19 protein-coding genes are annotated in these 19,262 nt (G+C 62.4%); 14 read left to right on the top strand and 5 right to left on the bottom strand.

The window, feature by feature from the left end; genetic code table 11:
* Nucleotides 1-295 precede the first annotated feature (295 nt).
* Nucleotides 296-2,257 (top strand): HAMP domain-containing methyl-accepting chemotaxis protein, encoded by a 1,962-nt coding sequence (locus tag GFM02_RS21985; RefSeq protein ID WP_168322778.1) that lies wholly within the window; start codon nt 296-298, stop codon nt 2,255-2,257.
* Nucleotides 2,258-2,405: 148 nt separating this feature from the next.
* Here GFM02_RS21985 and GFM02_RS21990 read toward each other — a convergent pair whose 3' ends face one another.
* On the bottom strand, nt 2,406-2,870 hold the full coding sequence (locus GFM02_RS21990; RefSeq protein WP_003555489.1) for an Lrp/AsnC family transcriptional regulator: 465 nt from the start codon (nt 2,868-2,870) through the stop codon (nt 2,406-2,408).
* Nucleotides 2,871-3,033: 163 nt separating this feature from the next.
* On the opposite strand from GFM02_RS21990, the gene GFM02_RS21995 reads away from it, so the two are divergent.
* The 5 genes from GFM02_RS21995 (at nt 3,034) to GFM02_RS22015 (ending at nt 7,100) form a co-directional block, all read left to right on the top strand.
* Nucleotides 3,034-3,813 (top strand): ABC transporter ATP-binding protein, encoded by a 780-nt coding sequence (locus GFM02_RS21995; protein WP_168322779.1) that lies wholly within the window; start codon nt 3,034-3,036, stop codon nt 3,811-3,813.
* Between the two features lie 44 nt (nt 3,814-3,857).
* Nucleotides 3,858-4,631, top strand: a complete 774-nt coding sequence (locus GFM02_RS22000; RefSeq protein WP_168322780.1) for a transporter substrate-binding domain-containing protein — start codon at nt 3,858-3,860, stop codon at nt 4,629-4,631.
* A 12-nt stretch (nt 4,632-4,643) separates the two neighbouring features.
* The gene (locus GFM02_RS22005; protein ID WP_168322781.1) at nt 4,644-5,369 is read left to right on the top strand and encodes an ABC transporter permease; all 726 of its coding nucleotides are present in this window, start codon (nt 4,644-4,646) and stop codon (nt 5,367-5,369) included.
* Nucleotides 5,370-5,381: 12 nt separating this feature from the next.
* Complete coding sequence (locus GFM02_RS22010; RefSeq protein WP_168322782.1) at nt 5,382-6,071, top strand: ABC transporter permease; 690 nt, start codon at nt 5,382-5,384, stop codon at nt 6,069-6,071.
* Between the two features lie 120 nt (nt 6,072-6,191).
* Nucleotides 6,192-7,100, top strand: coding sequence for a homocysteine S-methyltransferase family protein (locus GFM02_RS22015; protein WP_168322783.1), 909 nt, complete (start codon nt 6,192-6,194; stop codon nt 7,098-7,100).
* A 91-nt stretch (nt 7,101-7,191) separates the two neighbouring features.
* On the opposite strand, the gene GFM02_RS22020 is transcribed toward GFM02_RS22015, so the two are convergent.
* Nucleotides 7,192-7,977 (bottom strand): IclR family transcriptional regulator, encoded by a 786-nt coding sequence (locus GFM02_RS22020; protein ID WP_168322784.1) that lies wholly within the window; start codon nt 7,975-7,977, stop codon nt 7,192-7,194.
* 218 nt (nt 7,978-8,195) lie between these two features.
* Here GFM02_RS22020 and GFM02_RS22025 point away from each other — a divergent pair, with 218 nt between their 5' ends.
* Genes GFM02_RS22025 through GFM02_RS22060 form a run of 8 tightly spaced genes read left to right on the top strand, consistent with a single transcriptional unit; the run spans nt 8,196 to nt 16,374 of the window.
* The gene (locus GFM02_RS22025) at nt 8,196-9,269 is read left to right on the top strand and encodes an ABC transporter substrate-binding protein (RefSeq protein WP_131664844.1); all 1,074 of its coding nucleotides are present in this window, start codon (nt 8,196-8,198) and stop codon (nt 9,267-9,269) included.
* A gap of 22 nt (nt 9,270-9,291) precedes the next feature.
* A complete protein-coding gene (locus tag GFM02_RS22030; RefSeq protein WP_168322785.1) occupies nt 9,292-10,806 on the top strand; it encodes a sugar ABC transporter ATP-binding protein in 1,515 nt (504 codons plus the stop codon).
* On the top strand, nt 10,803-11,765 hold the full coding sequence (locus GFM02_RS22035) for an ABC transporter permease (protein WP_168322786.1): 963 nt from the start codon (nt 10,803-10,805) through the stop codon (nt 11,763-11,765). The genes GFM02_RS22030 and GFM02_RS22035 overlap by 4 nt, the downstream gene beginning before the upstream one ends.
* On the top strand, nt 11,762-12,703 hold the full coding sequence (locus GFM02_RS22040) for an ABC transporter permease (protein ID WP_168322787.1): 942 nt from the start codon (nt 11,762-11,764) through the stop codon (nt 12,701-12,703). The genes GFM02_RS22035 and GFM02_RS22040 overlap by 4 nt, the downstream gene beginning before the upstream one ends.
* Nucleotides 12,700-13,644, top strand: coding sequence for an amidohydrolase family protein (locus tag GFM02_RS22045; protein WP_168322788.1), 945 nt, complete (start codon nt 12,700-12,702; stop codon nt 13,642-13,644). The genes GFM02_RS22040 and GFM02_RS22045 overlap by 4 nt, the downstream gene beginning before the upstream one ends.
* Complete coding sequence (locus tag GFM02_RS22050; protein ID WP_168322854.1) at nt 13,637-14,947, top strand: alanine racemase; 1,311 nt, start codon at nt 13,637-13,639, stop codon at nt 14,945-14,947. The genes GFM02_RS22045 and GFM02_RS22050 overlap by 8 nt, the downstream gene beginning before the upstream one ends.
* Before the next feature lie 37 nt (nt 14,948-14,984).
* The gene (locus GFM02_RS22055; protein WP_168322789.1) at nt 14,985-15,329 is read left to right on the top strand and encodes a RidA family protein; all 345 of its coding nucleotides are present in this window, start codon (nt 14,985-14,987) and stop codon (nt 15,327-15,329) included.
* Nucleotides 15,330-15,360: 31 nt separating this feature from the next.
* Nucleotides 15,361-16,374 carry a succinylglutamate desuccinylase/aspartoacylase family protein gene (locus tag GFM02_RS22060; protein ID WP_168322790.1) on the top strand — a complete coding sequence of 338 codons (1,014 nt, stop codon included), beginning with the start codon at nt 15,361-15,363 and terminating at the stop codon, nt 16,372-16,374.
* A 15-nt stretch (nt 16,375-16,389) separates the two neighbouring features.
* Here the strand turns inward: GFM02_RS22060 and GFM02_RS22065 are convergent, their stop codons facing one another.
* The 3 genes from GFM02_RS22065 to GFM02_RS22075 form a co-directional block, all read right to left on the bottom strand.
* On the bottom strand, nt 16,390-17,574 hold the full coding sequence (locus GFM02_RS22065) for a hypothetical protein (protein ID WP_168322791.1): 1,185 nt from the start codon (nt 17,572-17,574) through the stop codon (nt 16,390-16,392).
* A gap of 85 nt (nt 17,575-17,659) precedes the next feature.
* On the bottom strand, nt 17,660-18,334 hold the full coding sequence (locus tag GFM02_RS22070) for a 4-carboxy-4-hydroxy-2-oxoadipate aldolase/oxaloacetate decarboxylase (RefSeq protein WP_168303956.1): 675 nt from the start codon (nt 18,332-18,334) through the stop codon (nt 17,660-17,662).
* Between the two features lie 85 nt (nt 18,335-18,419).
* Nucleotides 18,420-19,256, bottom strand: coding sequence for an ABC transporter substrate-binding protein (locus tag GFM02_RS22075; RefSeq protein ID WP_168322792.1), 837 nt, complete (start codon nt 19,254-19,256; stop codon nt 18,420-18,422).
* Nucleotides 19,257-19,262: the final 6 nt, after the last annotated feature.

Genomic DNA, 19,262 nt, shown 5'->3' on the forward strand with positions numbered 1-19,262 from the left:
GTCGAATTGTCCATCCGAAAAGCGCAAATGCTATCCAGATAGAGCGCTAAAGCTTGCTTCGTCGGCTCCGTTTACATTCTCTAAAATATATTACTCTAATTTTTTAGGTATCGGGGCGACGTTCTTCAGGACTGTCACCTCCGCCATGATGGCGGGCCAGGCACCCGAATTTCGCATGAAATCAGCTTTTATTGCTTTGGTGGATGTCCCGTTTCTCAAGCGCGATTCCGGGCACAGGGTGCCCGTCGGCTGCCGAGACATTCTCCAACAAAGCTCACCGCGGGGGAGAGTGCATATGAAGAATATCATGAGTTTCGGGGTTGTGGCGCGCCTGGCGCTTGGCTTCGGCGCTCTCCTCTTGCTGATGGTCGGCTTGACCATCTATTCGACGGAAGAAGTTGCGCAGATCAACGATAAACTTGGAACCATCAACGACGTCAACAGCGTGAAGCAGCGGTTTGCCATCAACTATCGCGGCAGCGTGCATGATCGGGCGATCGCCATCCGCGACGTCACTCTGGTGACCTCTCCCGATGAACGAAAGACGGCCGAGGCATTGATCGAGAAGCTGGCGGCCTCCTATGCCGAGAATGAAAAGCGCATGGCGGATATGGTTGCATCTCCGGCCGGTGCGACGGAACAGGAAAAGACCATTCTCAGCGAGATTGCAGACATCCAGGCGAAGACCAATCCATTGGTCGCCCAGATCATTGCGCTGCAGGAGAAGGGCGACGGCGAGGCCGCCCGCAAGATTCTGCTCGAACAGGCTCGACCGGCCTTCGTTGCCTGGCTTGGCGCCATCAACAAATTCATCGACTATCAGGAAGCGCTGAACAAATCGATCGGCGGCGAGGTTCGTAGCACGGCAAGCGGCTTCAAGCCATTCGCCCTGACAGCGCTTGGCATTGCGGCTGTTCTTTCACTGGTTGCCGCCGCCGTGACCGCACGCACGATCGTCGGCCCGCTGGCAAAACTTCAGCTTTCGCTGAAAGCCATGGCCGACGGCAATCTTGATGGCGATCGCCGCCTCGAAGCGCGCGGCGATGAGATCGGCAAGCTCGCACGGGCGGTGGCCGGGCTGCGCGACGCAATTTCGGCAAAGGCGGAGCGGGAAACTGACGCGGAGGCGAAGAGAGCCGTGTCGGAGCGGCATCGGCTCGAGCAGGATGCCGATGAACGCCGCACCCTTGCCGAGCAGACGGACAAGGCTGTCGGCCAGCTTGGCGATGCGCTGCAGGCTCTGGCAGACGGCGACCTGACACAGCAGATCGGCACTCCGTTCATTCCGTCTCTGGAAAAGCTCAGAGCCGACTTCAATTCTGCGGTCGAAAAGCTCCGTGCCGCCATGCAGAAGGTTGCGCAGAACGCCAGCGCCATCGCGGGCGGCGCACAGGAAATCCGCTCCGCCTCGGACGATCTCGCCAAGCGGACCGAACAGCAGGCAGCCTCCGTCGAGGAAACCGCCGCTGCCCTGGAAGAGATTACGACCACCGTTGCCGACTCGAGCAACAAGGCTCAGGAAGCCGGCCAGCTCGTTCGCAAAACGAAGGATAGTGCCGAGCGCTCGGGCAGCGTCGTTCGGGATGCGGTCGATGCCATGGGCAAGATCGAATCCTCCGCCACCGAAATCGGCAGCATCATCGGCGTTATCGATGAAATCGCGTTCCAGACCAATCTGCTGGCGCTTAATGCCGGCGTCGAAGCCGCCCGTGCCGGTGAGGCAGGCAAGGGCTTTGCTGTTGTGGCTCAGGAAGTGCGTGAATTGGCGCAACGTTCCGCCAAGGCGGCAAAAGAGATCAAGGAACTCATCAACGCTTCGAACGGCCACGTCAAAAGCGGTGTGGCCCTAGTTGGCGAGACCGGAAAGGCGCTGAAGGAGATTGCCGAGCAGGTGCAGCAGGTCGACGGCAATGTGGGGGCCATCGTCGGCGCTTCGCAAGAGCAGGCGACGGGGCTAAAAGAAATCAATACCGCCGTCAACAGGATGGATCAGGGCACACAACAGAACGCCGCCATGGTGGAAGAAGCCACAGCGGCCGCCCACAACCTCGCCAAGGAAGCCGACGCGCTGTTCCAGCTTCTGGGCCAGTTCAACATTGGCGGAGCGGTGGCTCCGAAGCGTGTAGCGCAGCCCGCTGTCGCGGCGCCCCGTGCTCAACCGGCGCCCTCGCCTGCGCGCCAGATGATTGCCAAGGTGGGTAAGTCGTTCCAGACGAACGGGAATGCAGCATTGGCCGGCGATTGGGAAGAGTTTTAAGTCGCCCTGATTTCCCGCCAGCCTATGCTGGAACGCCAAAGCGGCATAATTTTGCGAAGGGCAGCGTTTGCTGCCCTTCGCATTTTCGGATCAAAGAGGGTGAGCATGATGTTGTCCGAAAACCGCTCACACTTTTCGGCATCATGCTCTAGTCCAGGGGCACGAACAGGCCGAGCTTGACGTCCCGCAGCACGACATTCGTGTGCATGCGACGGATCTGCGGATTGTCAGCCATGATCAGGGCCGCGATATCGTCATAATGCTCGACGTCGCGGGCGGTGACGATCGCGATCAGATCGACCGCACCTGTGACGTAATAGACCTGCTGTATGTGATCCTGCTTCTCCGCCCAGAGGCGGAACTTCGCCAACGCGTCGTAATTGTCCCGCTCGATCTCCATCCCGACGATGAACACCATCGCTGTGCCCGTCGCCTTGCGGTCGACGACGGCTACCTCCGCCTTGATGATCCCTTCCTCGCGCAGCCGCTTCAACCGCCTCTGCACGGCCGATACCGACAGTCCGATCCGTTCGGCAATGGTTTCGGCTTTCAGCTGGCAGTCGCGCTGAACGATATCGAGAATGTCACGGTCAAAACGATCGAGCTGTTCCATTGTCCAATCCTAGTTCTCGCCGCAGCAATTCGCGCATTCTGCCGTACTTGCCGCACGAAGAAGATTATTTTGCATAAAATATGCAGAATAGATGAAAACTGCGCGAAAAAACCGCGTTATTTTATCATTATCCTTCGCAAGCTCAATTCACCCGGAACCATGCATGCCAGATCAACCCTTTCCTGCTCTTCGCGTCGATGATCTCCATAAAAGCTTCGGCTCGCAACAGGTTCTCAAGGGTATCTCGGCGCAGGCCGAGAAGTCCGATGTGATTTCGATCATCGGCTCGTCGGGCTCTGGCAAGAGCACTTTTCTCAGATGCATCAATTTCCTGGAAACGCCGGATCGTGGCCGGATTGCCGTGAACGGCGAGGAAATCGCGCTGAAGATGGGGCGGGACGGCCGGTCGCAGCCGCGCAGTTGGCGGCAGATCGAACGGATACGGACCGGACTTGGGATGGTCTTCCAGAGTTTCAATCTCTGGGCCCATCGGACGGTGTTGGAAAACGTTATCGAGGCGCCGGTGCACGTCATGGGCATTTCGCGGCGCGAGGCGATCGAAAAGGCCGAGGCCCTGCTCCACAAGGTTGGTCTCTTCGATAAACGCGACGCCTATCCCGCTTTCCTCTCCGGCGGTCAGCAGCAGCGTGCAGCGATTGCGAGAGCCCTCTGCGTCGATCCTGCCGTCATGCTGTTCGACGAGCCGACATCGGCGCTTGATCCGGAGCTGGTCGGCGAGGTCCTGAAGGTCATCCGCGATCTCGCGGAAGAAGGCCGGACCATGCTGATCGTCACACATGAAATGCGTTTTGCCCGGGACGTCTCAAGCCGTGTTCTGTTCCTGCATCAGGGACGGATCGAGGAGGAAGGCCCGCCGGACCAGATATTCGGCGCGCCCGTCAGCGCCCGCTGCCGGGAGTTCACCGGTCTCAGCGCCCATTGATGCGCACCCTATCATCGACAATACAAACCAGGAGAATCCTGCGAATGAAACTGCTCCCCACGCTTTTCGCCGGCGCGGCACTCGTGCTTTCCGCCGTCACCGCACAGGCCGAAGTCCGCTTCGGCGTCATGAACGAATCCTATCCGCCCTTCTTCGCCAAGGACGCCTCGGACCAATGGCAGGGATGGGAAATCGACCTGATGAATGCCGTATGCGAAGAGATGAAGGAGAAATGCTCGATCGTCGAGATTTCCTGGGATGGTCTCATTCCGGCCCTCCAGAGCAAGAAGTTCGACGTAATCTGGTCGTCGATGTCGAACACCGCGGAACGCTCGAAGGTGATCGATTTCACCGACAAATATTACAACACGCCGAGCACCTTGATCGGCCCCAAGGACCAGAGGCCGGGCGCTACCGCCGAGGACGTGAAGGGCAAGACCATCGGCATTCAGGTGTCGACGATCCAGTCGGAATATTACAAGAAGTATTTCGCTGAAGCTGCGGAGGAAAAGACCTACCAAACGCTCGACGAGGCTTTTCAGGACCTCGCATCCGGCCGTATCGACTATGTCTTCGGCGATTCACTGGCGCTTGACGCTTTCCTGAAAAGCGATGGCGGCAAGGATTGCTGCGCCAAGATGGGCGACGTTGCCGACGACAAGGAGATTCTTGGAGCCGGCGTTTCGGGCGGCCTGCGCAAGGAAGACACGGAGCTGAAGGCCAAGCTGAACACGGCGATTGCTGCCGTCCGTGCCAGTGGCCAGTATGATGCCATCAACAAGAAATACTTCGATTTCGACATCTACGGCGCAAAGTAAGCAGCCGGAACGATGGCGACCACGCAACAAGGTATTCTGGACCTGCTGTCTCCCTATCCTCCGGGATGGGGTGGCGTTCTTCTGGCAGGTGCGGTCTCCACGGTCGCCATCTCCGCTTGCGCTTTTGCGATCGGCTTGCTGCTCGGCACGGGCGGCGCGCTTGGGAAGCTCTCGGGCAATCGCATGCTTCGCCTGCTGCTCGATCTCTATACCACGCTGATCCGCGCCGTTCCCGAGCTGATCCTGATCGTCGGGCTCTATTATGCCGGCACCGATGGCCTCAACCGGCTGCTCGCTGCGTTGGAGCTGCCGCCGGTCAATGTGAACGGCTTCGTCGCAGCCGTTGTGGTGCTCGGTTTCGTCCAGGGTGCCTACATGACGGAGGTGCTGCGCGGCGCGATCCTCGCCATTCCCGTCGGCCAGATCGAGGCTGCCAAAGCCTTCGGCATGGGGCCGGTGCTGAGGTTCCGCCGGGTCCTGCTGCCGGCGCTCCTGCCAAACGCGCTGCCGGGTCTTGCCAATCTGTGGATGTCAGTCACCAAGGACAGCGCGCTGGTCGCGGTCGTCGGCTACCAGGAACTGGCGCTCGCCACCCGTCTTGCCGGGGCAAGCACCAAGCACTACTTCGTCTTTTTCCTTGCTTCGGCCCTCCTCTATCTCGCCATCACGCTTGTTTCCAACGTCGTCTTCAAACTGATCGAAGGACGGGTACGGCGGGGACAGCCGCGCCTTGTCTGAAGAAAGCGCCCCATGAGTTTCACCTGGATCTCTTCTTATTGGCCGCTGCTTCTGACCGGCGCCTTGCAGACCGTTTGCCTGCTGGTAATCTCCGTGGTGTTCGGCTTCGTCATCGCCATTGGCCTCGCCTTCGCGCAAGTCAGCGGCGGCAGACTGACCCGGATCCTGGCGCGGAGCTACTGCACCTTCTTCCGCGGCACGCCGCTGCTGATACAGCTATGGCTTCTCTACTACGGGGTGGGCTCGCTGCTGCCCATGGTCCCCGGCATCCGCCAGAGCCTGTTCTGGCCGATCCTGCGCGAAGGCTTCTTCTTCGCCGCCGTCAGCTTTACCCTGAACTACGCAGCCTATGAGGCCGAGGTGTTGCGTGGCGCGCTGCTTGCTGTTCCTAAAGGCGAGCTCGAAGCGGGCCGGGCCTTCGGCCTGTCGCCCTGGATGCTGACCCGCCGCATCTGGCTGCCGCGTGCCATTCGCATCGCCCTGCCGACGATTGCAGGAGAGATCGTCATGCAGCTCAAGGCGACACCGCTCGCATTTACGGTGACGGTGATGGATCTCTACGCCGTGGCAAACAAGGTTCGGCAGGACACGCTGCTCGTCTATGAACCCCTGCTGGTCGTCACCCTCTTCTATCTCGCCTTGGCGGCAGTGATCGCCCACTTCTTCCGAAGTCTCGAAGCGCAGGTGCCGGTTCGCCGCTGATCCGACGGGAAAGAGACTGGCTATGAACTCGCTGGCGCACGAACCACCTACATATCGTCCACTTTGTTATGAAAAGCCCGCCGCCGCTGACGGCGCGACAGCCTGAATGGAGACCTCTTCATGAGCACGATGCGAATTCTCGATGGCGGCATGAGCCGCGAACTGTTGCGGCTGGGCGCTGAACTGAAACAACCGGAATGGTCGGCATTGGCGCTGATCAACGCGCCGGATATCGTCCGTAGGGTACATCAGGAATTCATCGCCGCCGGCTCTGAGGTCGTTACGACAAACAGCTATGCGCTCGTGCCTTTTCATATCGGTGAGGACCGGTTCTGGAAGGAGGGGGCGGCGCTGATCCGTCTCGCCGGTCGCTTGGCGCGCGAGGCGGCCGATGCCGTCACGGATCGGAAGGTGATGGTTGCCGGGTCGCTGCCGCCGATCTTCGGCTCATACGAGCCGCAGAACTTTCAGCCTTCGCGGGTGCAGGACTATCTCGAGGTGCTTGTCGAAAACCTTTCTCCCTTCGTCGATGTATGGCTCGGCGAGACGTTGAGCCTGATCGCCGAGGCAGAGGCTGTCCGCAAGGCGGTGGCGACGTCAGGCAAGCCGTTCTGGATTTCGTTCACATTGGCGGATGACGAGGCAGCCATAAGGGGCGGCGAACCGAAGCTTCGTTCCGAGGAAAGGGTCGAGGACGCGGCATCCTGGGTGGTTTCATCGGGCGCCGAAGCCCTCCTGTTCAATTGCAGCAAGCCTGAGGTCATGCAGGCGGCAGTGGAGACGGCGGCGCGGGTGTTCCGGACAATGGACGCTTCCATCGACATCGGCGTCTATGCCAATGCCTTCGAAGGGGAAACAGGCGAGGCAGCCGCCAATGAAGGCCTGCACGAGACCCGCGACGATCTGAACGACGATGCCTATTCGCGCTATGCCTGCTCCTGGGCCGAGGCCGGCGCCACGATCATCGGCGGCTGCTGCGGCATCGGAACGGCCCATATCCATCGCCTGAGGAAGACGCTATTGCGCTGAATAGCCGAGAGTGAGGCTGCTGCATCTTCTGAGAAGAAACTCGATCAGCTTCGGCGCTATCAATCTGATCTCTGAGAGATGCAGGGGGTGCTCAGCCCCGTTTCGGTCGGGCCGGGGCATGCTCCAGGCCGGCGGCGGCCTTCTTCAGGCAGTCGAGGTAGCGGTCGCGGTTGGCGAGGCCATCGTCGCGCGGCGTGACGAGGCAGAGCGTTGCGGCTGCATGGCCTTCCTCGCCGCGCACCGGTACGGCAAAACAGTGGGTGAAGCTGTCGACGATGCTGTTGAAGGTGAAGAGACCTTCACGCTCGGCCTGGCGCACTTCGGCGATGAAGGTTTGCGGCTCCAGCCATTCGCCGTTCGGCAGGCGGAAATCCTGCGGCGGAATGAAGTTCAGGATTTCCTGATCGGACAGGTGCGCGACGAGCAGGCGGCCCGACGCCGTCCACGGGATCGGCACCGACTGTCCGACATCCGTCGAAATGCGGAAGGGGCGTGCGCCTTCGCGCATGCGAACGACCGTGTATCTGTTTCCATCCAGCATGCAGAACTGCGCCGTCTCCCGCGTCTCGTCGGCAAGCTGTTCCAGCGCCGCCTCGCATTCGCGGGTGAAGTCGAAGTGGTTCTCATAGGCTGCGCCGAGGAAATAGAGTTTGCGGCCGAGATAGACACGCCCCTCGCCGCCGGTGAATTCCAGGATGCCATTCTGCAGCAGCAGGTTGACGAGCTCGTAAACCGATGAGCGCGGCGCGCCGATCTGCGCGGCGATTTCGTTCGGCTTCAGGGCCTGCCGTTTCTGGCGCAGGAAATCGAGGATCTCGAAGGCGCGGTCGAGCCCTCGGGCGCGTTTGCCGGCTGCTTCGTCCTGCACTGCATCCATTGCTATCGATCCTTCTTTGTCCGGCCAAGCTTTTCAAGCCGTCTGCCGCATCTGTCAATCGATCCCGTCATTCCCAGCGAATGAAATTTTCCCAGCCCTCTTGCGAGGTGGAAAAATGGGCATAAGATCATGTCGTCCAGTATATAGATCATATGTACATTATATTGGACATGGATGGCAAGCGGTCAACGCTGCCGCACACAAAAAAGGGGATCGACATGAAGAATCTTGAAAACGGTATTTCCGCTTCGCTACGCCGCCGCCTTCTTGCGGGTGCTGCCGCCGCTGCGGCCCTCCTCGTCTTTTCGGCCGGCACGGCCTCGGCCGCCGCCAATTGCATCAAGGGTGACAGGAAGGCGCCCTACACGATCGGCTGGGCAAACATCTATTCGGTGCCGACCTGGATGAAGCAGACCGAAGGCACCATCACGGCTGAAGTGGAGGAGCTGAAGAAGGCGGGCCTGGTCAAGGACCTGATGATCACGGACGCGCAGGGCAACGCCCAGACGCAGATCCAGCATATCCAGTCGATGATCGACGCCAATATCGACGCCATCGTCGTGATCGCCGGCTCCTCCAACGCGCTCGACCGCGTCATATCAGATGCCTGCGACAAGGGCATTGCCGTCGTGAATTTCGACAGCCTGGTCAATACCGACAAGGTGACGGCAAAGATCAACACCGATTCCAACGAATGGGGCGCGACCGCTGCCAAGTGGATGGTCGGTCAGCTCGGCGGCAAGGGCAAGATCATCATCATGAACGGCCCGGCCGGCATTTCGGTGAGCGATGACCGCCGCAAGGGCGCCCAGCCGGTCCTTGACGCCAATCCCGGTCTCCAGGTGATCACCGAGACGAACACGGAATATAACGTCGCGCCGGCACAGGAAGCGATGACCAGCCTGCTCTTTGCCAATCCCGAAATCGACGGCGTGCTGTCGCTCGGCGGCGCGCTATCGGCCGGCTCCGTCCTTGCCTTCGAGCGCCAGGGCCGCGACCAGGTGCCGACAACAGGCGAAAACGCAAGGCAGTTCCTGGAGCTCTGGAAGGAGAAGGGACTGAAGGGCTGGGCGACCATGCAGCCCAACTGGCTCGGCGCGCTTTCCGTTTACACCGCCGTGCAGGCGCTGGAAGGCAAGGACGTTCCAGCCTTCGTCAAGGTGCCGCTGCCTGTCATCGACGACAGCACGATCGGCAGCTACCTCGCACGGGCCGACAAGTTCCCGGCTGACGGCTATATCTACTCGGACTATGACAAGGCGCTCTTCGACAAGCTGCTTGCCACCAAGTAATCCCGGGTTGAGGAAAGCCGTCATGACGGAAGAAAGACCCCTGCTGGAAGCCCGGCAGGTGTTCAGGGGATTTTTCGGCAATCCCGTTTTGAAGGGCGTCGATATCGCCCTTCTGCCGGGCAGGGTTCACGCCCTGCTCGGCGAAAACGGCGCCGGCAAATCCACGCTGATCAACCTCCTGTCCGGCGCTCTCCAGCCGGACGGCGGGTCCATCCTCGTCGACGGCAAGCCGGTCGAACGCTTCAGCCCGGCGGCTGCGCGCGGTGCGGGTATTGCCGTCGTTCAGCAGGAGCTGAGTCTCACGGCCAGTCTCTCGATTGCCGAAAACATCGGGCTCGGCGCCTTTCCGCGCCGGTTCGGTCTCATCAATTACAGAGCGCTCCATCGCGGCGTGCGCGATGTTTGCGATATGGTCGGGCTCACCGAGCCGCTCGAGATGCCGGTCGCCGATCTCGCGCTTGGCCGCCGCCAGATGGTGGAGATCGCCAAGGCGCTGTTCCGCAAGCCGCGTGTGCTGATCCTGGACGAGCCGACCTCATCGCTCTCCGCGCACGAAGCCGGCATCCTTGCCCGGCTGATCGAGACGCTGAGGGACCGCGGCACCGCACTTCTTTATATTTCCCACCGCCTCAACGAGGTGCAGGCGCTCTGCTCGTATGTCACGGTGCTGAAGGACGGCTTGGTCACCGCCGACCAGTCGCTGTCCGGCATTGACGGCGAAGGCCTGGTGCGCCTGATGGTCGGTCGAGAGACCGGCGACCTGTTCCCGCCGCGCCCGGCCGCAGCACCCGGTGCGATGCGCATCAGCGTCGAAGGTTTTTCCGCCGGCATGGTGCGTGACGTCGACTTCTCCGCCCGCGCCGGCGAGATCGTCGGCATCGGCGGGCTGGTGGGACAAGGGCAGGAAGACTTGCTGCTTGGCCTCTACGGTGCGATTCCGGCAGCGGCGTCTAGAGCGGAAGTATCCGGCAAGCCCGCCCTGCCCGCCGATGTCGGCGAGGCGAATGCCGCAGGCATCGTCTATGTCCCGGCCGATCGCAAGCATGAGGGACTGGTGCTGTCCCACTCCATCGCCTCTAATCTCATCCTGCCCTCGCTTGGACGGCTCGCCCGCAACGGCTTACGCGACCGGCCGGCGGAAAACGGCCTGGTCGCCGATCTTACGCGCCGGCTGACGATCAAGGGCGACACGGCCCGCGCAGTGCAGGCGCTTTCCGGCGGCAACCAGCAGAAGGTGGCGCTTGCCAAATGGCTGCCGCTCGATCCCTCCGTTCTGCTCCTCAACGATCCGACGCGCGGCGTCGACATCGAAACCAAGCGGGAAATCTACCTCATGCTCCGTGCCTTCGCCGCCGAGGGGCGGCTCGTCATTCTGGCCAGTTCCGATACGCCGGAGCTCGTGCATCTCTGCGACCGCGTCGTGGTTCTGCGCGAGGGGCGCGTCGCGGCCGTGCTGTCGCAAGATGAAATCAGCGAAGGAGCGATCGTCGGCGCGGCCATGGGCATCACGGCCACGACGCAGGGAGAGGCGGCATGAGCACGAGTTCGTCCTCCCGGCTCTACGGCTCGATCCAGCTCCGCCGCAACCGCGGCCTTGCCGGCCTCTATCTGGTTGTCGCCGCCTTTCTCATTCTCTATGCGCTGCTCTTTCCCGGCATCCTTTCGATCGGCGGCTTCTCCAAGTTCACGCAGAACTGGTTCCCGCTCGCGCTCGTCACCATGGCGCAGGCGCTGCTCATGCTGAACGGCGGCATCACGCTGGCGATCGGCCCGCTCGTCAGTCTTGGAGCGGTGATCGCCGCGACGACGATGCAAGGAGCGCTCGGCGTGCCGGGCGGCATTCTTGCGGTCTCGCTTGCCGGTCTTTCGATCGGTGCCGCCATCGGTGTCATCGTTACCTATCTGAGGTTGCCTGCGATCATCGTCACGCTGGCCGGCTCCTTCATCATTGGCGGGGTCGCGCTCATCCTGCTGCCGCGGCCGGGCGGGTTCATTCCCGATTGGCTGTCGACGGTACTGGCCGGCCACACGCCCGTCGCCTTCCTGCTGCTCGTCGTGATCCTGGCGCTCTGGAAGATCTTTCTGGCATCGCCGCTCGGCCTCGGCATCTATGCGGCCGGCGACAATCCGGTCGGCGCGTTCCGCTCCGGTGTCCCGGTCGAACGGGTGAAGGTTGTCGCCTTCGCTCTGTCCGGCCTTCTCGCCGCCCTGACCGGTCTCTTCGTCGCTGCGCAGACCGGCTCGGGTGATCCCGTCATCGGCACGCCCTTCACCCTGAACTCGATCGCCGCCGCCGTGCTCGGCGGCGTGGGTTTCCTCGGCGGCAAGGGCACGATGCGCGGCGCGATCTGCGGCAGCCTGCTGCTCTCGGTGATGATCAACGTCATGTTCTTCCTGGGCTTCCCGCCGGTCGCCCAATATGTCGCTCAAGGGTTGATCATCGTCGGCGCGGTCGCCGTGCCGGAACTTCTTGGGGCTTGGAGGGCAAGGCGATGAACATCATCAGGTCCGCGTTCCGCAATCCGCCGCTGCTGACCTTCCTTCTGGTCGCGCTCGTCTGGATCGTCGCAAGCCTCACACTGCGCGGTTTCGGCGCCTATGGGCATCTGCGCTACCTGCTCGAACTCGCCGCGGTGATCGGCATTGCGGCTGCCGGGCAGACGCTCGTCATCCTTATGGGCGGCATCGATCTCTCCGTCGGCGCGGTCATCACAGTCACGGCGATCCTGCTGCCGCTTATTTCGCCCGCCTGGGATCCGACCGGCCTCGCCGGCATTGCGGTGGCCCTTGCCATCGCCACCGGCATCGGCCTGATGAACGGTGCCGGTGCTGCCTATCTTCGCGTGCCGCCGATCATCATGACGCTTGCCATGGCGACCTTCCTGCAGGGCCTACTCGTCATCGTCGCCGGCGGCAGCGCGGTTACTGTCAGTAATCCGGCGGTCATTCTGCTCGGGCAGGCGCGGCCGCTCGGCATTCCCTCAGGCATTATTCTGTGGCTCGTCGTCTCGATCGTCGTCCTGCTGCTCGTCCACCGCATGCCGATCGGCGCACGTTTCCTGGCGCTTGGGGCGAACCCGCTGGCGGCCCGGCTTTCCGGCGTCAGCGTCACGCGCAACACGCTGATCGTCCACTCTCTGTCGGGTTTTTTCGCAGGGCTTGCCGGCATTCTCGTGCTGGGCATGAACCGGCAAGGTTATGTCGGTATCGGCGACCCTTATCTGCTGACCTCGATCGCCGCCGTCGTGCTCGGCGGCACCTCCATCCTCGGCGGCCGCGGCACCTATGCCGGGACGATTCCCGGGGCAATCCTGCTCGTCACCACAACGGCGCTGATCACTGTCGTCAACGCCTCGCCCGGCTGGCGTTCGATCATGTTCGGCACGCTGATCCTTGCCCTTCTGTTGGTTTCCGGCCGCGAGGCGCGCCGATGACGGAGCTCTATGACGGGCCGGTTATCGATCCGCATCACCACCTCTGGGACCTTAAGCTGGAACGTCATCCCTGGCTTCAGAGGGGCGAGGAGATGGTTTTCGGCAGTTTAGCACCGATCCTGCGTGACTACGGCATCGACGATTATAGCGCCGATGCTGCTCGCCAGAATGTGGTTGCAACCGTGCATGTGGAGGCCGGCTGGTCCTATGCGCATCCGCTGGAAGAGAGCCGCTGGCTGGGTGGCCTCGACCGCAGCTCCGGCGTGGCGCATCGTTATATCGCGCGCGTGCCCCTCGACGGGCCGGACGCCGTGCGTCTGCTCGAGGCGGAAGCGGCAAATCCGAATGTCGTCGGCATTCGCGATATTCTGAGCTGGCATCCGGACGCGGCGAAGAGTTTTGCTCCGCGCCCGAACCGCATGGGCGATCCCACCTGGCGGGCGGGGCTTGCCCATGCCACGCGGCTCGGGCTGGTCTTCGACCTGATGCTTTATCCCTGGCAGATGAGCGAGGCGCTCGAACTGGCGCGCGCTTTTCCGGAAACGCTTTTTGTGCTCAACCACAGCGGTAGCCCGGCCGACCGGACGGCGGACGGCATGGCGCAATGGCGCAGTGGTCTGCGGGCGCTCGGCAGCGAGCCGAATCTGCGCCTGAAGATCTCCGACCTCGTCGCCTACGACAACGCGTGGACGCTCGAAAGCCTGCGGCCGGTGATCGAGCATTGCCTCGATTGTTTCGGCGCGGCGCGCGCCATGTTCGCGAGCGACTTTCCGGTTGCGGGCCTGCATGCTTCTTTCGACGAGGTCTACCAGGTTTTCCGCACGGTCGCCTCGCAGCTCTCTTACGATGAGCAGCGCGCCCTGTTCTTTGCCACCGCCAATGAAACCTATCGCCTCGGCATCGCCGATCCGGCCAAGATCAGGAGTGGCTGCCATATCTGACCTTCATACCGCGACGGAAAACGTTCTGATCGACGAGCGGGTGCGCGGCTTTCCGCCGGGCAATCCGCCGCTTCCGCTTGATGCAATCGGCAAGCAGGGATGGAAGCCCTATGACGGCAGGATGGCCCTGCCGCTGATCTCGCTCGACCAGCAGGCTTTCACCGGCAATGTCGAACTGATGACGGCCTATGTGAAGAGCCACGCCGCCGAAATCGCCCCACATGCCAAGACACCGATGTCGACGGCGCTCTCGGAGGCACTTCTGGCGGCAGGCGCCTGGGGTACGACGGTCGCCGATATCCGCCAGGCCGCCGTCCTGCTCAAGGCGGGACAGCGCCGGCTGATCCTCGCCAACGAGATCGGCGGGGCCGCCGCCGCCCGCCGGCTTGCGGCCCTGCTTCGCCGCTATCCTGACGCGGAACTACATGTCTTCGTGGATTCGACAGCGCTGGTCGAGGCTCTGCGTTCCGCCTGGCAGCAGCGTGCAGATCTGCCGCCCCTCGGCCTGCTGGTGGAGTTCGGCGCCGGCCGCGCCGGCGCCCGCAGCGGCGACGCCGCCGAGGCAATTCTCGAGGCGATCCTTGCCGTGGAGACGCCGACCTTCCGGCTGACCGGCATCGCAGCCTATGAGGGCGCGGCGGCGACCGCCGATGCGGAAGAGACGATGCGTCGCATCGACGCGCTGATGGCGGTGACATCAGATTTCCTGCCAAACGTGCGCGCCCGCATAGGCAAGGAGCGGCCGCTCCTCGTCACGGCCGGCGGTTCGGTGTTTTTCGATGTGGTGATTGCCAGGCTTTCAGCCGCCGTCTCAGACGATCCCGCCTGCCGGCTCGTGCTGCGCAGCGGCGCGATCTTCTTCCACGATCACGGAATCTACGAGCGCGGCCTTGCCGCCCTCGATGCACGCGGCGGTTTCCGCATTGGCGGCGAGACGGTTTCGGCGGCTGCGGGTTTCCGTCCGGCGCTGCGGCTCTGGGCCGAGGTTCTCTCGCGGCCGGAGCCGCGGCTGGCGATCTGCGGCATGGGCATGCGCGACGTGGCGATGGACCAGGGCCTGCCGCGGCCGTTGGCGCTCTATCGCAATGGGGCGCGTCTTGCGGATCTCGGAAACGCCGAAGTGTTTCGCCTCAACGATCAGCACGCCTTCGTCGCCCTTGCCGATGGCAGCGACGTCGCGGTCGGCGACGTTATCGAGTGCGGCATCTCGCATCCCTGCACCTGCCTTGACCGGCATGCCATCCTCTACGGCCTCGACCCGGATCATTCGGTGACGGCGGCCTATCTGACCAGCTTCGGCTGACCTCTCCCTCCAAAAGCAAGAAAAGGAAAACCCGCAAATGATCCAGCGTTATCAGAAAGGTTCGCGTATGAGCCAGGCCGTCAGCTACGGCGGTCTCGTCTATATTGCCGGCCAGGTCGCGGAAAATCGCAAGGCGGGCATCGAGGATCAGACCCGCGACGTGCTCGGCAAGATCGACGCCCTTTTGCAAGAAGCCGGTATCGATCGCTCGCGCCTCATCGCCGTCAATGTCTTCTTGCCGGCGATCGTCGATTTCGATGCGATGAACAGCGTCTATGATGACTGGATCGACGTCGAAAACCCGCCGGCTCGCGCCTGTGTCGAGGCACGCCTGGCCGATCCTGACCTGCGCGTAGAAATGACCGCGGTCGCCGCCCTTTGACGGCATCGCAACTGACCGCACTGGAGACATCATGCACAGCGGCCTCGTTAATCCGATCGACTTTTCGCGCGAGGGCCGGCAGGCCGGCCACCTCGCCATTCCCTATTCGATCGACCGTTCGCCCTATTATCAGATTCGCATTCCAGTCCTTCACCTCAGGAAGGGCGAGGGGCCGTCTTTGCTGCTGATGGCCGGCAATCACGGCGACGAGTATGAGGGCGAACTCCAGCTCGGCCGGCTGATGCGCCTTTTGGATGTCGCGGGAATCCGCGGCGCCGTCACCATCCTGCCGATGGCGAACCTGCCGGCGGTAATGGCGGCCAAGCGCTGCTCGCCCTTCGACGGCGGCAATCTCAATCGGGCGTTTCCCGGCGATCCCACCGGCTCGCCGACGGCGCGGATGGCGCATTTCCTCGAACATGAACTTTTTCCGCGCCATGACGTCGTGCTCGACCTGCATTCGGGCGGCACCTCCATGGCGCACCTGCCCTGCACGCTGATCGAGCGGCAGGCCGATGCTGATCGCTTCGAGCGGTCCGTTTCGCTGATGCGCGCCATGGGTGCGGCGCATGCCTTCATCGCCGACAACGGCCCGACCGCACCGACATCGATGGGTGCGGCCGCGCGGGCGGAGACCATCGGGCTTTCCGGCGAATTCGGCGGCGGCGGTACCGTGACGCCTGAGACAATGGCCTTCACCGCGGCGGCGATCGACCGGTTGCTCATGACACTCGGCATTGTCGAGCGTCCGGTCCTGTCGCGCGCGCCGCTCGCCGAGCCGGGACCGTTGCAGTTGCTTTCGCTATCCCGGCACAGCCAGGGCATCTATGCAAACAGCAGAGGCTGGTTCGAGCCGGCCGTCGCCCTCGGCGCTACCGTTTCCGCCGGTGACCTTGCCGGATGGTATCATGACTTGGAACGCTTGGAGCAGCCGGAGGAAGAACTGCGCTTTGCCGAGAGCGGTATTGTCATTTCCCACAGACTACATTGCGACAGCCAGGCCGGCGACTGCCTGATCCAGGTCGCCGAACCCATCGCATCCTGAGGAGCGCTGATCTGCTCAAGCAACTGCGTCGACCGCTGCCTTGACCCAGTCGAGGCGCTTTGCCGGTATCAGGCCGTAATTGTAGAAATTCACGCCGTCAGCGCCGGCGTCGACGGCAGCCTTGGCGCGTGCGGCGAGCACCGTAGGCCCGCTGACCTCGGGATAAAAGACGCGCAGGCCCACCCCGAGGAACTTGCCCGCTCCGATCGCCGCCCGGCCGGTCCGGATGACATCGGCGACGGCATACGGTTCCATGTCGTAGCAGCAGAGGATCGCGCCGTCGCAGAGCTTGCCGACGGCTGCCAGATCGACGCCGCCGAGCCAGCCGTCCTTCAGGTCGATGAGCACGATGCGTGTCGCCGGATCGGCGGCCGTCTTGATCTCGCCGATCAGGCTGGTCACCGGCTCGCTGCGCCAGGTGAGATAGGCATGCAAATCAGGATGGTCGCGAAAGGCATCGGTGCCGGCGGCCGGAAAGTCCGGGAATTGCCGCTCCGGGACAGCTCGTTCGCAGAGTTCCGCGATGAAGCGCGCCACCGATCTGCGCGCGCCTTCGACCGGCACGCCGGCCTTTGTGGCGCGCGCCGTGCAATGGTCGCAGAAGCAGAGTGACAGCAGGAAATCGTCTTCGGCGTTCAGGCCGACGCCGTCTTTTTCGTGATGATATTCGTGCGCGAATCCCATGAAGTTCGGGCTCTCGAGTTCCACCATGTCAGGCCGGTAGTTCGTCGTGATGTCGCGAACAAGGGTGACGGCATAGTCCCGCGCCGCCGGGCTGGAGGGGCAAAGATTGTAATAGTTGGGATTGCCGAAGGCGTTCCGCGTCACGTGATCGGGATGCAGCATGCCGAGGCGGCTATTGTGCAGGCAGACCGTCCAGCAGGAGACCTTGAGACCCGTCGTGTCGCGTTCCTTAACGAGGGCTTTCAGCATGTCGCCGCGCTCAGTGACATTCCCAGCCATCAGCGGCCGGATCACCTTGTCCTGCCACAGGCTTTCATCCGGCCGGAAGTAGACCGTCCCGTCCTCGGGGAAATAGGCCTTCTGCCGCGGGCTCCGCGGCTGCAGGAACCGGCCGGCGTGATAGGAAGTCGCCAGACTGACCGTCGTCAGGCCCGCTCGGTCGCGAAGCTCGGCGGCAAAGGCGTCGAGCCCCTGGTCCTGAACGTCCCAGGGGTAGGTCCACATGGAAAGATGCATGGCGTGCTCCCGTCAAGTCTGTCCATTTTATAGAACACGTGTCCATAATAGTGTCCAGACTGATCTTTCGGCGCGAGCGGCCATCTCAGATGTCGGCGACAAGGCCCTTTGCTTTCAGTACCGGTTCCAGATTGCTGACTTCGATGACCGATTTGCCCTGCTTATATGCCGCGATATAGCCGGCCTCGGCATCTTCGCGGGCCTGAGACAGCCTGGCGACGTCCAGCGCTTCCTGGCGGCGCACGACCACCAGGCCGTCGGCATCGCCGGCGATGATGTCGCCGGGATGGATAATTTCACCGCCGACGATGATCGTGTCGTTCACCGCCGCAATAGTTTCCTTCACCGTTCCCTTGATGCAGACGCTGAGCGAGAAGACCGGGAAGCCAAGTTCCCTGAGTTGAAGCGTGTCGCGGACGCCGGTGTCGGTCACGAGGCCGCCGATGCCCTTTGCCAGGCAGGCGTTGGCGAGGACATCGCCGAATGATCCGGCCTCTTCATATTCGCCCGCCGATACGACGATGATATCGCCCGGCTTTGCGTAGTTGATGGCAAGCTGCAGCATGATGTTGTCGCGTGGCGCGCATTTCACCGTAAAGGCCGGACCGCACAGTTTCATGCGGTAGTCGACGGGCTTGAGGCGGGAGGAAAGGGCTCCGCGCCGCCCTTGGGCCTCGTGGATCGTCGCGGGCGAAAATTTGGAAATGGCGTCGATATCGGCTTTGCTTGGCCGTTCGGCAATATCTTTAATATGGATCATGGATGCCTCACATCGTTGGCCGACGGCGGGCATGTCCCGCCGTCTGATTTCGTTTGGATATTGGATGGTGCCGCTGCCGATCGGCTTACGGGATCGGGTCGAACTTCAGCTCGGAGAGCGATACGACCTTGTCGGTGCGCGTCATTTTATATTCGGTATCCGGGCCGAGCCACTTGTCCCAGATCTTGTTGATCTCGCCCGATGTGTCGAGCTTGCGAAGGATCTCGTTGATCTTGGCGGTCAGCGCCGGCTGATCCTTGGCCATGCCGATGCCGATCGGCTGGTACAGCATCGGCTCCTCGATCATCCGCATTGCCTTACCCTTGCTCTTCGATTCATTGACGAACTTGGTCGTCGTCATGGTGTTGGCCACCATGCCGCGCGCCTTGCCCTGCTGGACGGCGAGATAGGCCGAGGCGGTATCCTGGAAGGTCAGCGGGTCGGATTTGTTGAGCTTGATCGACATCTCGGAGGTCGAACCCTTGGTCGAAGCGATACGCTGGCCCGCATAATCGGCCTTCTTCTTGCCGGCATCGTCCGCCGGCACGATCAGCATTTCCTTGGCGAGATAATAGGGATCGCTGAACTGGATCTGCTCGGCGCGGCTGAGAGTATAGGCAAGGTTGGCAACGGTGATGTCGACGCGGCCGAGCTTGACCTCGGGCACGCGCGCCTCGACCGAAACCGGCTTGATTTCAGCCTTGACGCCCAATTCCTTGGCGATGGCGCCGCAGAGATCGACGTCGAAACCGGCCATTTCGCGGGTCTTCGGATCGGGTGACGCGAAGGGAGGAACGTCGGCGAAAGTCGCGCAGCGCAGGGTTTTCGCCGACATGATGTTGTCGAGCTGATCGGCTTTTGCGGGCAAGGCCGCCGCCATGCCGGCAAATGCGACGGTGAGGGTTAGGCATTTCCAGTTCATTGCTGT

Origin of the sequence: Rhizobium leguminosarum bv. viciae (genome assembly GCF_012276115.1) — a bacterium.
In the GTDB taxonomy this organism is placed as follows: domain Bacteria; phylum Pseudomonadota; class Alphaproteobacteria; order Rhizobiales; family Rhizobiaceae; genus Rhizobium; species Rhizobium leguminosarum_T.